Origin of the sequence: Microbacterium sp. zg-B96, from assembly GCF_030246865.1 — a bacterium.
In the GTDB taxonomy this organism is placed as follows: domain Bacteria; phylum Actinomycetota; class Actinomycetes; order Actinomycetales; family Microbacteriaceae; genus Microbacterium.
Genome location: NZ_CP126738.1, coordinates 2,999,330 through 3,013,831, shown reverse-complemented (window position 1 = coordinate 3,013,831; position 14,502 = coordinate 2,999,330). Strand labels below are relative to the sequence as shown.

At 71.2% G+C, this 14,502-nt stretch carries 12 protein-coding genes; 7 read left to right on the top strand and 5 right to left on the bottom strand.

What is annotated here, in order from left to right; all coding sequences use genetic code 11:
• Entirely contained in the window at positions 1-987 is a 987-nt protein-coding gene (locus QNO11_RS14305; protein ID WP_257507597.1) for an LLM class F420-dependent oxidoreductase, read from the top strand.
• On the opposite strand, the gene QNO11_RS14300 is transcribed toward QNO11_RS14305, so the two are convergent.
• Positions 980-2,467 (bottom strand): carboxylesterase/lipase family protein, encoded by a 1,488-nt coding sequence (locus QNO11_RS14300; RefSeq protein ID WP_257507598.1) that lies wholly within the window; start codon positions 2,465-2,467, stop codon positions 980-982. The two genes, QNO11_RS14305 and QNO11_RS14300, sit on opposite strands and share 8 nt — an antisense overlap.
• A 60-nt stretch (positions 2,468-2,527) precedes the next feature.
• Here QNO11_RS14300 and QNO11_RS14295 point away from each other — a divergent pair, with 60 nt between their 5' ends.
• Positions 2,528-4,798 carry a glycoside hydrolase family 3 C-terminal domain-containing protein gene (locus tag QNO11_RS14295; RefSeq protein WP_285169411.1) on the top strand — a complete coding sequence of 757 codons (2,271 nt, stop codon included), beginning with the start codon at positions 2,528-2,530 and terminating at the stop codon, positions 4,796-4,798.
• A 70-nt stretch (positions 4,799-4,868) separates the two neighbouring features.
• Here QNO11_RS14295 and QNO11_RS14290 read toward each other — a convergent pair whose 3' ends face one another.
• Positions 4,869-5,927: an SDR family NAD(P)-dependent oxidoreductase gene (locus tag QNO11_RS14290; protein ID WP_257507600.1), complete on the bottom strand. Its 1,059-nt coding sequence runs from the start codon at positions 5,925-5,927 to the stop codon at positions 4,869-4,871.
• Positions 5,928-5,952: 25 nt separating this feature from the next.
• Between QNO11_RS14290 and QNO11_RS14285 the strand changes: the two genes are divergently transcribed.
• Together QNO11_RS14285 and QNO11_RS14280 are read left to right on the top strand one after the other, a co-directional pair.
• Positions 5,953-6,543: a TetR family transcriptional regulator gene (locus QNO11_RS14285; protein WP_285169409.1), complete on the top strand. Its 591-nt coding sequence runs from the start codon at positions 5,953-5,955 to the stop codon at positions 6,541-6,543.
• A 72-nt stretch (positions 6,544-6,615) separates the two neighbouring features.
• Entirely contained in the window at positions 6,616-7,947 is a 1,332-nt protein-coding gene (locus QNO11_RS14280) for an APC family permease (RefSeq protein WP_257507602.1), read from the top strand.
• Here QNO11_RS14280 and QNO11_RS14275 read toward each other — a convergent pair.
• The 3 genes from QNO11_RS14275 to QNO11_RS14265 form a co-directional block, all read right to left on the bottom strand.
• On the bottom strand, positions 7,937-8,773 hold the full coding sequence (locus QNO11_RS14275; protein ID WP_257507603.1) for an alpha/beta fold hydrolase: 837 nt from the start codon (positions 8,771-8,773) through the stop codon (positions 7,937-7,939). The genes QNO11_RS14280 and QNO11_RS14275 overlap by 11 nt on opposite strands.
• 138 nt (positions 8,774-8,911) lie before the next feature.
• A complete protein-coding gene (locus tag QNO11_RS14270) occupies positions 8,912-9,385 on the bottom strand; it encodes a MarR family winged helix-turn-helix transcriptional regulator (protein WP_257507604.1) in 474 nt (157 codons plus the stop codon).
• A gap of 80 nt (positions 9,386-9,465) precedes the next feature.
• Positions 9,466-10,605 (bottom strand): FAD-dependent oxidoreductase, encoded by a 1,140-nt coding sequence (locus QNO11_RS14265; protein WP_257507605.1) that lies wholly within the window; start codon positions 10,603-10,605, stop codon positions 9,466-9,468.
• A 227-nt stretch (positions 10,606-10,832) separates the two neighbouring features.
• On the opposite strand from QNO11_RS14265, the gene QNO11_RS14260 reads away from it, so the two are divergent.
• From QNO11_RS14260 to QNO11_RS14250, 3 genes are read left to right on the top strand one after another with little or no spacing between them, the layout of a single operon-like run.
• Positions 10,833-12,368: a sugar ABC transporter ATP-binding protein gene (locus QNO11_RS14260; RefSeq protein WP_257507606.1), complete on the top strand. Its 1,536-nt coding sequence runs from the start codon at positions 10,833-10,835 to the stop codon at positions 12,366-12,368.
• On the top strand, positions 12,361-13,344 hold the full coding sequence (locus QNO11_RS14255) for an ABC transporter permease (protein WP_257507607.1): 984 nt from the start codon (positions 12,361-12,363) through the stop codon (positions 13,342-13,344). Before QNO11_RS14260 ends, QNO11_RS14255 begins: the two co-directional genes overlap by 8 nt.
• Before the next feature lie 55 nt (positions 13,345-13,399).
• Entirely contained in the window at positions 13,400-14,368 is a 969-nt protein-coding gene (locus tag QNO11_RS14250) for a sugar ABC transporter substrate-binding protein (RefSeq protein ID WP_257507608.1), read from the top strand.
• Positions 14,369-14,502: the final 134 nt, after the last annotated feature.

The following is a 14,502-nucleotide window of genomic DNA, read 5'->3' as shown; positions in this document are numbered from 1 at the left end:
ATGCGATTCGGAACTTTCCTCCCCCAGGGCTGGCGTCACGACCTCGTCGGCATCGACCCGGCCGACCAATGGCCCCTCATGCGGAGCCTCGCCCAGCAGGCGGATGCCGCGCACTGGGAGTCCCTCTGGGTGTACGACCACTTCCACACCGTCCCGGTCCCGAGTGACGAGGCCACCCACGAGGCGTGGACCCTGATGGCTGCGTTCGCCGCGTCGACCAGCCGCATCCGGCTCGGCCAGATGTGCACGTGCATGGGGTACCGCAACCCCGCCTACCTCGCCAAGGTCGCCGCGACCGTCGACCACGTCTCGGCCGGACGGGTCGAGATGGGCATCGGCGCCGGCTGGTACGAGCACGAGTGGCGTGCCTACGGCTACGGGTTCCCCGGCATCGGCCAGCGGCTGAAGATGCTCGCCGAGGGCGTCGACATCATGCGGCAGGCGTGGACCACCGGACAGGCGACCCTCGACGGCGAGCACTACCAGCTCGATGGCGCGATCGTGCAGCCGCTGCCGCGCCAGGCCGGCGGCATCCCGCTGTGGATCGCCGGCGGCGGCGAGAAGAAGACCCTCCGCATCGCCGCGGAGCACGCGCAGTACACCAACTGGTCCAGCGTGCCGGCGGAGTTCAGCCACAAGAAGCAGATCCTCGAAGCCCACTGCGCCGACATCGGCCGCGACCCGGCCGAGATCGTGCTGTCGGCCAACTTCAACACCGTGATCGGCGCGACCGAAGCCGAGGTCGCCGACCGGCTCGCGGCGATCCAGGCGCGGGTGGCCCCGTTCCTCGGCGACGCGACCGAAGGGTTCATGGCCGACTACCACTCCGACCGGGCCCTGGTCGGCACGCCGGCGCAGGCGATCGAGCGGCTGCAGGACATGCGCGACCGGGGGCTGGGTTACGCCATCCACTACTTCCCGGAGATGGCGTACGACCGCTCCGGCGTGGAGCTGTTCGAGCGCGAAGTGATGCCCGCGCTCAGCTGACCAGCGCGCGCGCGCCGGCGTACCCGTCGGCGATCACGTCGGGGGCAGATGCCGCACCGCCGAACACCCGGGTGGCTCCCGGCTGCGACGTCCACGGCGTCCAGCCGGGGTCGCCCTCGCGGAGGAAGGCGACCGCCGAGCCGTGCACCGCGTCGGCCAGGGCGCGCGGCGGCGCGTCGCCGGCTATCGCGGCGACCCCGTCGGCGTCGAGGCAGTCGAACCAGAACGGCACGTCGACGCAGTGCATCGCCCAGTGCTTGGTGGGGGAGACCCACGAGAACCGGTACACCCACGTCGGCGCGGACGCGGTCGCTCGTGCCTGGGCCACCCGCAGCACGAGGGAGCGGAAAATCCGGTCGGTGACGAACCGGCCGAGCACCGCCGCGGTGCCGAGCCGGCGCTGCGGCCGGTTCGCGGCGAGGTAGCCGCGGCGCGTCACCCGGTCCGGCAGCACCAGGCCGAGCGCGATGGATGCCGGGACGAACCGCAGCGTCTTGTGCAGTCCCTCGGTGACGCCGGTGAACTCGTCGTCGGTCGCGCCGATCACGAGAGGTTTGTCGGCGCCGACACCGGCGGCCAGCGCCTTGAGGGTCGGCTGCGGCAGCAGATCGCCGTCGACCAGCGGCCCCCAAGGCGGCCCCTGGTCGAGCAGGTCCCGCACCGGCGCAAGCCTGCCCGCTGTCTCGGGCCTGCCCGCCGCTTCCTGCAGGGCGGACAGCCGCTCCTCCGGCATCGAGGCGAAGCCGGCGCGGGTGGCGGGCACCCCGGCCAGGGTGGCCAGTCGCCGGGCCGCCCGGGCGGCGCGCGGCGGCCGCACGTCGGCGATCGCGGCGGACAGGGCGATCGCCGAGCGGAAGAGGTGCTGGGCGGCGGGCATCCCCAGCAGCGTCAGCACCGCGCCGCCGCCGGCGGACTGCCCGGCGATCGTGACGCGCTCCGGGTCGCCGCCGAACGCGGCGATGTTCTGCCGCACCCACTCCAGCCCGGCCAGCCAGTCCCGGACGCCGCGGTTGGACGGCGCGCCCTCGATCGCCCCGAAACCGTCGAAGCCGAGCCGGTACGACACCGTGACCGTCACCACCCCGTCGCGGTTGAACGCCCGCCCGTCGTACCAAGGGCTCGCCGGCGACCCCGAGGTGAACCCGCCGCCGTGGATGTAGACCAGCACCGGCAGCCGGGCGGCCGAGTCGGCCGGCCGCGGGGTGAACACGTTGACGTTCAGGGTCGACTCGCCCGGGATCGACGGCTCCGGGATGAGCGTGATGCCCTCGGCGTTGCGGTGCGGGGTGGCGCCGTACGCGGTGGCATCGCGGACGCCCTGCCACGGCGACACCGGCACCGGCGCGGCGAAACGCAGGTCGCCGGTGGGCGGCTGGGCGAAGGGGATGCCGAGGAAGGCCGCCGACGCGGCGCCGGCATCCTCCCGCCAGACCCCGCGCACGGCGCCTGCTGCGGTGGTGACGACGGGGGGTTCGTTCATGGCTGAAGCGTAAACCGCCCGGCACTCGCCGCTGCGAACCGGGTGACATATGGTGTGCCCATGACAGCGCAGTCGCTTCCGCCAGCATCCGAACTCACCCTCGAGCAGAAAGCCTCGCTGACCAGCGGCGCCGACTTCTGGACAACGAAAGCCGTCGACAGCGCCGGCATCCCGTCGATCATGATGACCGACGGCCCGCACGGCCTGCGCAAGCAGACCGGGGCGACCGACCACCTGGGGTTGGGCGCCAGCGTGCCGGCGACGTGCTTCCCGCCCGCCGTGGGGCTGGGTTCCTCGTTCGACCCGGAGCTGGTGGAGCGGGTGGGCGCGGCGATCGGGCTCGAGGCGGCCATCGAGGACGTGGCGGTCGTGCTCGGCCCCGGCATCAACATCAAGCGGATGCCGCTGTGTGGCCGCAACTTCGAGTACTACTCCGAGGACCCGCTGGTGTCGGGGGTGCTCGGCGCGGCCGCGGTGCGCGGCGTCCAGTCCCGCGGCGTCGGTGCGTCGCTGAAGCACTTCGCCGCCAACAACCAGGAGACCGACCGGCTGCGGGTCAGCGCCGACGTCGACCCGCGGCCGCTGCGGGAGATCTACCTGCGCGGCTTCCAGCGGGTCGTGCAGCAGGCGCGGCCGTGGACGGTGATGTGTGCGTACAACCGGATCAACGGCGTCTACGCGTCGCAGGATCCGTGGCTGCTCACGCGGGTGCTGCGCGAGGAGTGGGGCTTCGAGGGCCTCGTCGTCTCGGACTGGGGCGCCGTCGAGGATCGCGTCGTGGGGCTGCCGGCGGGGCTGGATCTGGAGATGCCCGCCAGCGGTGGGCGCACCGACGCGCAGCTGGTCGCCGCCGTCCGGGGCGGCACGCTCGCCGAAGCGGCGCTGGACACCGCCGCGCAGCGGGTGATCGATCTGGTGGCCAAAGCCGGCCGCCGGCCCGCCGCGACCGGTCCGCTGGACATCGACGCCCACCACGCACTCGCCCGGGAGGCGGCGGGCCGCTCGATCGTGCTGCTGAAGAACGACGACGACCTGCTGCCGCTACGGCCGGACGCGCGACTGGCCGTGATCGGCGCGTTCGCCGCCGCGCCCCGCTACCAGGGCGCCGGGTCGTCGCTGATCAACCCGACCCGGCTGGACAACGCCCTCGCCGAGATCCGCGAACTCGCCACGGGGGAAGTGGCCTTCGCACCCGGGTTCATCCTCACCGGCGACGCGGACCCCGAAGCGGATGCCGCGGCGCTGCGGGCCGAGGCGGCCGCCGCCGCGGCATCCGCCGACACCGCGGTGCTGTTCCTGGGGCTGCCGGCGGCGGCGGAGTCGGAGGGATTCGACCGCGAGCACATCGACCTGCCTGCCGACCAGCTGGAGCTGCTCGACGCGGTCGTCGCCGCGAACCCCCGCACGGTCGTCGTGCTCTCCCACGGCGGAGTGGTCGCCCTGCCGTTCCGCGACCAGGTGCCGGCGATCGTCGAGGCGTGGCTGCTGGGCCAGGCCGGCGGCGGGGCGACCGCCGACGTGCTGTTCGGCGTCGTCAACCCGTCGGGCAAGCTCACCGAGACGATTCCGCTGCGGCTGGCGGACACCCCCGCGTTCGGCAACTTTCCCGGTGAGGCGGGTCACGTCCGCTACGGCGAGGGCATCCTCGTCGGCTACCGCGGATTCGACGCGCGGGGCACCGAGGTGGCCTACCCGTTCGGCCACGGGCTGTCGTACACGACGTTCCGGTACGGCGCGCCGGTGGCATCCATCACCACCGATGGCGACCTCGCCGTCACCGTGTCCGTCACCAACACCGGCGATCGGGCCGGCCGCGAGGTCGTGCAGGTCTACACATCGCTCCCCGGTTCGGCGGTTCCGCGTCCGCCGCGGGAGCTGCGGGCCTTCGCCTCGGTCGCCCTGGATGCGGGTGAGGTCCGTGACGTGGAGCTGGTCATCCCGCGCGCGGACCTGGCCCACTGGGACCTGCGCGTGGACGGCTGGGTCGTCGAAGGCGGTGATTACCGGGTCGAGGTGGCCGCCTCCAGTCGGGACGTGCGAGGTACGCAGGTCGTCACCGTCGCCGGCGACGAGGTGCGGCTGCCGCTGACGATGGCGTCGTCGGTGGGGGAACTGCTCGCGCACCCGGTGGCCGGCCCGATCGTGACGGAGGCGATGGGTGGCCTGCTGCAGGGCTCGGGGGCGGGTTCGCTCATGCCCGACGAGGCGATGCAGAAGATGATGGCGTCGTTCCCCATCGGGCGGCTCGCAGGCTTCCCAGGGCTGCCGGTCACGCCGGAGCAGATCGAGCAGCTCGTGGCGATGGCGAACGACCCCGCCGCTGCGCAGTAGCGCGCGCGAGCCAAGTAAATGGCCCTGGGCGCGCGACCGCGCACCCAGGGCCTATCGGCGCCCGTTCGGGTCAGGCAGCCGACCATCCTCCATCGCTGGCGAGCGTGACGCCGTTGACGTTCACGCCGTCGTCGCTCAGCAGGAAGGTGATGGATGCCGCCAAGGCGTCAGCCTCGACGGGGTCGGGGAGGATCGCCATGGCGTTGCGCACACGCTCGGCGCCCAGCGGCGAGGCGAAGGTGGCCTCGATGTTGGTGATGGTCGCGCCCGGGGCGACGGCGTTGCAGCGGATGCCGCTGGGGCCGTACATGAACGCGGTGGACTTCGTCAGGCCCACGACGGCGTGCTTGGACGCCGTGTAGGCGGCACCGGCGGCGGAGCCGCGCAGCGCTGCCTCGGAGGCGGTGTTGACGATCGAGCCGCCGCCCTGGGCGAGCATCGTGGGGATCACGGCGCGGATGAGCTTCATGGTGCCGGTGACGTTGATGGCGATGACGCGGTTCCACACGGCGTCGCTGACCTCGCCGATCGGCGTCATGTCGTCCATGATGCCGGCGATGTTCGCGAGGCCGTCGATGGTCCCACCAGCTGCGTCGAGGATTCGGGTGATGCCGGCGTCGTCGGTGATGTCGGCGACGACCACGGTGATGTCGGCGCCGGGGTGCTCGGCGGCGAACTCGTCCAGGCGCTCCTGGCTGACGTCGACGGCGACGACGCGGCCGCCTTCGCGGACGATGCGCGAGGCGGTGGCGCGGCCGATGCCGGAGCCGGCACCGGTGACGATGACGGTCTGGCCGGTGAAGCGGCCCTGGTCGAGGCGCTCGGTCCACTCCCGCAGCGGCACGGCGGGCGCGTCGCCTGTCTCGGTGGCGGATTCCACGGGGGTCGGGGTGACGCCGACGGGCACTTCGCCGGCGGTGGCGCGACGGATGAGCTCATCGAGCATCTCCTGCGTGAACGAACCGCGGCTGAGCTTGATGAGGCGTTTGATCGCGAGGCGCTTGACCGGCTTGAACACGTCGGGGCTCTGCCCGCCCTGCGCCAGCATGTCGGTGAGGATCGCGTGGCCGGCCGAGTCGGCCAGCCAGTCGGCGATGGCCGAATCCCCGGAGAGCGGTGTGGTTGCCATGGTGTGATCCCCTTACCGGACAGGTGTGTCCGGTAATAACGTTATACCCGTGGAAGATGAACGGGAAGCTCGGCGAAAGGCCAACCGCGGGCGCGCGGCGGGACCGGAGAACCGGCTCGCGCTGCTGCGCGCAGCCCGCGAGGTGTTCAGCGAGACCGGTCTGGCGACGCCGTTCTCGGCCGTGGCCAAGCGCGCCGGCGTCGGGCAGGGAAGCCTGTACCGGCACTTCCCGGACCGCACCGCGCTGGCGGCGGCCATCTTCGAGGAGAACGTCGCGGCGATCGAGGCGCACACCGCGCCGGAGGATCGCACGATCGAGGACCTCTTCGACGTGATCGTCGAGCAGGCCGTGGTGTCCACAGCGCTGATCGATCTGACCGTGCGCAACCGGCACGACCCGCATGTGGTGGCCGTCGGCGTGCGCTTCCGCGAGCTCGTCGACCGCCTGCTGGTGCGCGAGCGCGCCGCCGGCCGCATCGGCGCGCACGTCGAGACCGCCGATGTCACCCTCGCGGTGGGGATGCTCGCCGGAGAACTGGCCCGCACCGACGAGTCCGAGCGGGCCGCGGTCGCCGCGCGCGCCCGAAAGCAGTTCCGTCGCGCTTTCGCAAGCTGAGAATCAGATCCCGGCCGCGACTTACACTGCCTGAGGCTCGGCCGGACCGGTCCGAGGATTGGGGAGGACGAAATGGCAGAGATCCGTGAGGCGCACCGGTCGCAGGACAAGCTGAAGCGGGGGATCACCGGTCCGCTGCTGTTCATGTTCGTCCTGGGCGACGTGCTGGGAGCGGGCATCTACGCGCTCATGGGCGTGCTGTCGGCCGAGGTCGGCGATGCGCTGTGGGCGCCGCTGCTGGTGGCGCTGTTGCTCGCGCTGCTCACGGCCGGCTCCTACGCCGAGCTGGTCACCAAGTACCCGCGCGCCGGCGGGGCGGCGGTGTTCGCCGAGCGGGCGTTCAAGGTCAAGCCGGTGTCGTTCCTGGTGGGATTCAGCATGCTCGCCGCGGGTGTGGTCAGCGCCGCGGGGCTTGCGCTGGCGTTCGCCGGTGACTACCTCACGAGGTTCATCGACGTGCCGCCGACCCTCGCCGCGATCGTGTTCCTGGCGCTCGTGGCGGCACTGAACGCCCGCGGCATCCGTGAATCGATGCGCACCAACCTCGTGATGACGTGCCTCGAACTGAGCGGCCTGGTCATCGTGATCGTCGCCGTGGCGATCATGCTCGGCTCCGGCGGTGGGGACCTTTCGCGGGTCGGCCAGTTCCCCACCGACACCTCGCCCGGCCTCGCCGTGCTCGGCGGCGCCATCATCGCCTACTACTCGTTCGTCGGGTTCGAGACGTCGGCGAACATCGTCGAGGAGGTCACCGCCCCCTCGCGGGTGTACCCGCGGGCCCTGTTCGGTTCGCTCATCGTCGCCGGGATCGTGTACGTGCTGGTGGGCCTGGCCAGTGCCATCGCCCTTCCCGCCGAGGACCTCGCCGGCTCCAGCGCGCCGCTGCTGGACGTCGTCGCGGCCACCGGCGTCCCGATCCCGGAGATCCTGTTCAGTCTCATCGCCCTCATCGCCGTCGCCAACGGCGCCCTGCTGACGATGATCATGGCCAGCCGCCTCGCGTTCGGCATGGCCGAGCAGGGGCTGCTGCCGCCGGTGCTGGGCAAGGTGCTCCCCAACCGCCGCACGCCCTGGGTGGCGATCATCGCCACCACCGCGGTCGCCATGCTGCTCGCGCTGGTGGGGGACCTGGCCACCCTCGCCGAGACCGTCGTGCTGCTGCTGCTGTTCGTCTTCCTCAGCACCAACATCGCCGTGCTGGTGCTGCGCCGCGAGAAGGTCGACCACGATCACTTCCGGGTGTGGTCGTTCGTCCCGGTGCTGGGAGCGGCATCGTGCGTGCTGCTGCTCAGCCAGCAGAGCGCGCAGGTCTGGCTGTTCGGCGCCGTGTTGCTCGCCGTCGGCGGCATCCTCTACCTGATCTCGCGCCTCGTCCGGGGACGCCAGGCGCCGGTCAGGAGTTGAGGAACGCCAGCAGGGTCTCGTTGACCTCGTCGCCGTGGGTCCACAGCATCCCGTGCGGGGCGCCCTCGATCTCGACGTAGGTGGCATCCGGCAGGAGTTCCCGGAAGCGCCGGCCGGTGGCGTCGATGGGCAGGATGTTGTCGGCGGTGCCGTGCACGATGAGAGTCGGCACCGCGATCTGCGCGATGTCAGCGCGGAAGTCGGTCGGCCAGGTCAGCGGCGCCGCGGCGATCGCGGTGTTGCCGGCGAGGTTGGCCACCGCGACGCTCGCGTCGACGGCTTCTTGCGAGACGCGCTCGCCGAGCAGGTCGTCGAGGTTGTAGAAGTCGTGGAAGAAGCCGGTGAGGAACGCGTACCGGTCCTTGCGCACGGCGTCGGAGGTCTCCTGGAAGTAAGCCGCCGGTGCCGCGCCGTCGGGGTTGTCGTCGGTGATGGCCAGGTAGGGCTCCAGTGAGCCGAGGAACGCCGCCTGCGACACCCGGCCGGCGCCGTACCGGGAGAGGTACCGGGCGACCTCGCCGGTGCCCATCGAGAAGCCGACGAGGGCGGCATCCTCCAGTTCCAGCTCTTCCATCAGCGCATGCAGGTCGGCGGCGAGGGTGTCGAAGTCGTAGCCCGATCCTGCCTTGGTCGACGCGCCGAAGCCGCGGCGGTCGTACGCGATCACGCGGAAGCCGCCGTCCAGCAGCGCCGCCTGCTGCTTGGTCCACGACTCGCCGTTCAACGGGAAGCCGTGGATCAGCACGACCGGCCGGCCGGTGCCCTGATCGGTGTAGTAGAGGTCGATGTCGGCAGAGTTCTCGGTCGCCACGGTGATGTACGCCACGGTTTCTCCTCGCGTCGAGGGGGACGGATGCCTCGACTCACGCTCGACGGTAGAGGTACACCTCGGCCGGGCGCCAGGGGTTGCGGCCGGTGCCGTGCCGGCCCAGGTGGCTGACAGGGGCCCGGCGGCACGTGAGCCTCACTCGGTGGCGATGGTCTCCTCATCGCTCGGCCGGAGCAGTTTCAGCAGCGCGTCCAAGGCCGGTCGCGCGCGGGCGAGGGCGTCGACCTGCTCCTGGTCGAGCGCGCCGAGCGCCGCGTGCACCGGGGCGGCCCACGCGGCGGAGATCGCCTGGTGCTCCGCGATTCCTGCCGCTGTGGCATCGATGTGAGCGATGCGTCGGTCGGCGTCGGATTGCCGCCGCACCACCAGGCCGCGCTGGATGAGGGCTCGCAGCGCCGCGCTCACGTTCGGCTGGCGCAGCCCCAGGTTCTGCGCCAAGTCACCGACGGTCGTGCCCGGCGTATCGATGATCTGCTTGAGCAGGGCGATCTCCGTGGTCGGGATCGGGCCGACTCCGGCGCGATCGGGCGCCCGGCGGTGGATCGTCCATGCCAGCTCGCGTAACGCTGCCGCGACGTCGCGACGGAGAGGGTCGACCGGGTCAGCCATGGGAAATGCAGTCTATCGATGCCCGCGGACCCTGCCTGCGACGCGAGGAGGCGCCACACGCCGGCGGGGTCCGCGGTGGTTCAGAACGGCTCGGCCAGGACCTTGAGCACGTGATTGGTCGCGCTGACGTTGTCGAAGTCGGGCCGCAACCCCTTCTCCCACTCGGCGATCGCCAGACAGGTGTCCACGACGAGCTTGCACCGGTCGTAGCGGCGGTCGGTGTAGGCGATGAAGGCATCCTCCACGTTCTCCCGCACCGACAGCGACTCCGCCAGCACGACACCGTCCTCGATGGCCTGCGCCGCACCCTGCCCGAGGTGGGGGGTCACCGCGTGCACGGCATCGCCGATGAGCACGATGCGCCCCTTGTGCCATGGGCCGGGCGCGATGAGAGACTCCTCCGGTCGCAGCACGATGTCCTCGGGCTTGGCGCGGGAGATGTGCGCGTCGCGGACGCGGCCGGTGAGACCGCCGAACGGTGCCAGGTGCGCCATGAGCGCCTCGACGAGATCCTCCTGCCGCGGGCGGGCGTCGCGGGCCATCTCGGCGTTAAAGAAGAAGTACGCAAGATCCGGTCCGATCGGCACGAAACCGGCCATGCCGTGGGCGCTCGCCTGCAGGACGATCCGGTCGATCTCGGGCTCGCGGGGGATGTTCACGCGATAGGCGGACTGGCCGATGTAATAGGGGGTCAACTCGGTGGGCAGCACGTACCGCCGCACCTGCGACCGCACGCCGTCGGCACCCACGACCACGTCGTAGGTCTCTGAGGTCTCGTCCGAGAACACGACGGTCACGCCGTCGTCGTGCGGCTCAAGGGCGGCGAAGGTCATGGAGTAGCGCACGTGCACGCCCACCTCCAGCGCCCGCGAGGTGAGGATCTCGTGCAGCCGCGGGCGGGTCACCCCGTTCATCGGGGGGAAGTCCGAGTCGGGGATCAGGGTCCCGGGCATGTCCCGCAGGAAGTTGCCGTCGACGTCGTACATGCTGCCCCAGGCGGCGGCGCTATAGCCGGAATCGAGGCACGCGGTGGCGCAGCCGATCGCGTCGAGGGCTCGCAGGGCGTTGGCGGGCTGGATGATCCCGACGCCGTAGACCGACGAGTGCGCGTCGGGCTGTTTCTCGATCACGGTGACGAGGTTGCCGGCTTGACGGAGGGCGATCGCGGCCGACAGGCCGCCGATCCCGCCGCCGACGACGAGGATGCTGCGCTGGGACATGTTCTCCTGCTTCCTTGCGAGGAGCCGCGCTGCATCGCACGGCCACGTCAAGCACGGTAGTGGCCGCATGCCCCGATCGGTGCCGTCGAAACCGGAAACATATGTATGCATATATATGCCTCCTTATGCTTCGGTGCACTGGGGAGGATGGCGGCACGCACCCCATCTCCGGGGTTGCCTCGCGGACGAACGCCGTCCGCGCAGACTGCGATGGCGCAGGGAGCACAGTGCCGGATTCATCCACTGACCGCCCTGCGCGGCCTCAGGCCGCGCAGGGCCCCCTGCTCGCGCTGACCGGCATCCACAAGTCCTTCGGCGGCGCGGCCGCGCTGCGAGACGTGGACTTCGATGTGGTCGCGGGCGAGGTGCATGCGCTGGTGGGCATGAACGGGGCCGGGAAGTCGACCCTCGTCGGGGTGATCAGCGGCGCGCACGTGCCCGACGACGGTGTCATGGTGTTCGACGGGGAGCTGCTCACCGGCCTGACCCCGCGCCGCGCCCGGGAGCACGGCATCGCAACGGTGCCGCAGAAGCGGGATCTCGTCGGCTCGCTCACTGTCGCCGAGAATCTCTTCCTGGGGGACTTGCCCCGTGTCGCCGGCGTCGTGTCGTGGGGTCGGATGATGCGCGAAGCCCAAGCCGCGCTGCGGGCCGTCGGGGTCGAGGTGGACCCCCGCCGCCGCGCCGGGGCGTTGACGGCGGCCGAGCAGACCATGGTCGAGATTGCCCGCGAAGTGCACCGCGGCGGCCGCGTGCTGGTGCTGGACGAGCCGACGGCTTCGCTCGGCGGTGCCGCCGCCATGCAGGTGCGCGCCCTGGTGAAGCGGCTGCGCGATCAGGGGCGCGCGGTCGTCTACATCTCACACCATCTCGATGAGATCCTCGATCTCGCCGATCGGGTCACGGTGCTGCGGGATGGCCGCCGGCGGTTGACGGTGGCTCGCGATGACCTCGACATCGGATCGCTGGTGTACGCCATGGTGGGCGAGCACGTTGACACCGAGCGCCCCGCGCGGGAACGCACCCCGGGCGAGGAACGGCTGCGCATCGACGGACTCACCGTGGGGCACCGGCTGCAGGATGCCTCGATCGATGTGCGAGCAGGGGAAGTCGTCGCCGTGCTCGGTCCGGCCGGCGATGGGCAGAGCGACCTGTTCGCCGCGCTCACCGGGCTGCGGGCGCCGGATGCCGGCACGCTGCGGGTCGACGGCGTCGACGTGCCGTGGCGGAGCGTGCGCCGATCGCTGGCGAGCGGGCTGCGCTGCGTCACCGGCGATCGTCTCTCCCAGGGGTTGGTCGTCGGCCTCACCGTCGATGAGAACATCACGATGGCCCAGGACCGCGCCCAGGGCCGGGTGCTGGTCAACTGGGGCGCGCTGCGCAGGCGGGCCGCCGACCTGCGCGCCCGATTCGGAGTCACGACGCTGCAGGCCAACCCGCCCGTCGGGCAGCTCTCCGGCGGAAACCAGCAGAAGGTGCTGCTGGGCAAGTGGCTCGAGAGCGCACCGCGGGTGTGCTTCCTTGAAGAGCCCACCAACGGCGTGGACGTCGCCGCGAAGGCCGAGATCCACCGCCTCATCGACGACCTCGCCGCCGGCGGCAGTGCCGTGCTGCTTGCGTCGTCCGATGTCGCCGAGGTGCAGCGCCTCGCTGACCGCATCGCGGTGGTCAGCGCGGGTCGCGTGCTGGCCGTGCTCGATGTGGCCGACGCCTCCCGTGACCAGCTCGTCGCCCTGACCGTAGGAGACACCTCGCATGACTGAACTGCAGCCCCTCACCTCCGCGACGGTGCTCGCTCGCCGCGCCACCCGGCCCTGGTGGATGCTGGGCGGTCACGCCGGCCTCATCGCCGTGCTGCTGGTACTGGTCGTGGTCACCACGTTCGGCTCCGACGCCTTCCTCACCGCCAACAACCTGGTCAACGTGCTGCGGCAGGTGAGCGTCATCGCCGTGATCGCGGCGGGGCTCACGGTGCTCATGATCGCCGGGGGCATCGACTTCTCGATGGGATCCAACGCCGTGGTCACCATGGCCCTCGTCGCCCAGCTCATCGCCGGGGGAGCGGACACGGGCATGGCGATCATCGTCGGGCTGGTCGCGGCATCCGCCATCGGCCTCGTCAACGGCCTCGTGATCACCTTCACCAGCGTCGCGCCGTTCGTGGCGACACTGGCCACCGCGACGCTGCTCGACGGGCTGGCCCTGTTCATCCTCAACGGCATGAGCGTCTCCGCCGGCGAAGCGCTCTACACCTTCGGCAACGGCGCGGTGCTGGGCGTGCCGTATCTGCTCATCGCCGCCGCCGCGGTGTGTGTCGTGCTCGGCCTCACCCTGCGGTACACCTCGTTCGGGCGCAATGCCTTCGCCATCGGCGGCAACGAGGACGTCGCACGGCTCAGCGGCATCGCCGTGGCCCGGACGAAGGTGTTGCTGTACACGCTGATGGGCGCTCTGGCCGGTCTCGCGGGAGTCATGATGCTCGCCAGGCTCGCCGCCGCGAGCCCCGGCGTCGCCGGGCTCACGATCGAACTGCAGGCAGTGGCCGCCGTCGTCATCGGCGGCACGGCGCTCGCCGGCGGCAAGGGCACGATGATCGGCACGGCGCTGGGCGTGCTGCTGCTGGGGATCGTCGCCAACGCCCTCAATCTGCTGGGCGTCTCGAGCTACCTGCAGCAGATGGCCGTCGGGACCGTGCTGCTGATCGCCGCCGTCGCCAACGCCTGGCAGCGCCGCCGCTGACACCTCCGACTCCTTCCCGCAACGACGCGGGACGGCACCCAGAAAGGGACCTCACATGAAGACACCGCACCGATTCGCCGCGCTCGCCGCGGCCACCCTGATCGCCGGCGCACTCGCCGGCTGCGCCGCCGACGCCGCTGACCCCGGGGGCACCGGCGACGGCGCCGCAGGAGAGGCCGCCGACCGCAGCATCGCGTTCATCAGTGGCGCGAACAATGAGTGGGGGTCCTGCCTGCAGGGTGGCGTGGAGGCGGCCGCGAGCGACGCCGGCGTCGAACTGCTCACGGCCAACTCCGACGCGGATGCCGCGAAGGAGCTCGCCAACGTCGAGGACATGATCTCCCGCGGGGTCGACGCGATCCTGTTGAACACGGTCAGCGTGGATGCGCTGCAGGGCGGCATCCAGAAGGCCGCCGCCGCAGGCGTGCCGCTTTACCTCATCGCCGTCGTCCCCGAGGACACCTCCGAGATCCTCGGTGCAACCGTGGTGGACCTGGCCGGCGCCGGTGCGCTGGCCGCCGGCTGGATCGCCGAGGATGCCGCGGGTGCCGAGGTCGCCGTTGGCGTCATCGCGGGTGCCCCCGGTGCGTCGAGCGACTACGTGGTCGCCGGGTTCGAGGGCGCGCTGCCGGCCAGTGCCACGATCGTGGCCAACCAGCCGGGAATGTTCAACCGCGCGGCGGCCCAGGGCGTGGCCGAGAACATGATCCAGGCCGAGCCCGACCTTGACTACGTGTTCGTGCTGAACGAGGACATGGCCTTCGGCGCCCGCACCGCCTTCGACGCCGCGGGTCGGGAGGATCTCGTCATCGTCACGATGAACGGCACGGAACCCGGGCTCGCTGCGATCGAGGAGGGGAAGTTCGCCGCCACGGTGTCCGACTCGGCGTCCAACCTGGGCGCGACGGCCGTCACCAACGCGCTCGCGCTGCTGGACAACGACTCCGCCGAGAAGATCTCGCAGGTGCAGATCTCACTCATCACACCGGATAACCTCGACGGCGCCGTGCCCTTCTGCGGCTGAGCCGTCTCGGCGTCTCCCCGGCTCACCGTCTCCCGTAAACAGGAGGAATCCCGGACACAGGACGATCCGCGCTGGATCGTCCTGTGCCGGTGATTCCTCCTGTACCGGTGAGATGCAGGCGGGGCGGATGCCGC

Bases quoted from the DNA above. Each gene is read 5' to 3' on its own strand.
- QNO11_RS14305 (WP_257507597.1), top strand. From the start codon at position 1: ATGCGATTCGGAACTTTCCTCCCCCAGGGCTGGCGTCACGACCTCGTC.
- QNO11_RS14300 (WP_257507598.1), bottom strand. From the start codon at position 2,467: ATGAACGAACCCCCCGTCGTCACCACCGCAGCAGGCGCCGTGCGCGGG.
- QNO11_RS14295 (WP_285169411.1), top strand. From the start codon at position 2,528: ATGACAGCGCAGTCGCTTCCGCCAGCATCCGAACTCACCCTCGAGCAG.
- QNO11_RS14290 (WP_257507600.1), bottom strand. From the start codon at position 5,927: ATGGCAACCACACCGCTCTCCGGGGATTCGGCCATCGCCGACTGGCTG.
- QNO11_RS14280 (WP_257507602.1), top strand. From the start codon at position 6,616: ATGGCAGAGATCCGTGAGGCGCACCGGTCGCAGGACAAGCTGAAGCGG.
- QNO11_RS14270 (WP_257507604.1), bottom strand. From the start codon at position 9,385: ATGGCTGACCCGGTCGACCCTCTCCGTCGCGACGTCGCGGCAGCGTTA.
- QNO11_RS14265 (WP_257507605.1), bottom strand. From the start codon at position 10,605: ATGTCCCAGCGCAGCATCCTCGTCGTCGGCGGCGGGATCGGCGGCCTG.
- QNO11_RS14255 (WP_257507607.1), top strand. From the start codon at position 12,361: ATGACTGAACTGCAGCCCCTCACCTCCGCGACGGTGCTCGCTCGCCGC.
- QNO11_RS14250 (WP_257507608.1), top strand. From the start codon at position 13,400: ATGAAGACACCGCACCGATTCGCCGCGCTCGCCGCGGCCACCCTGATC.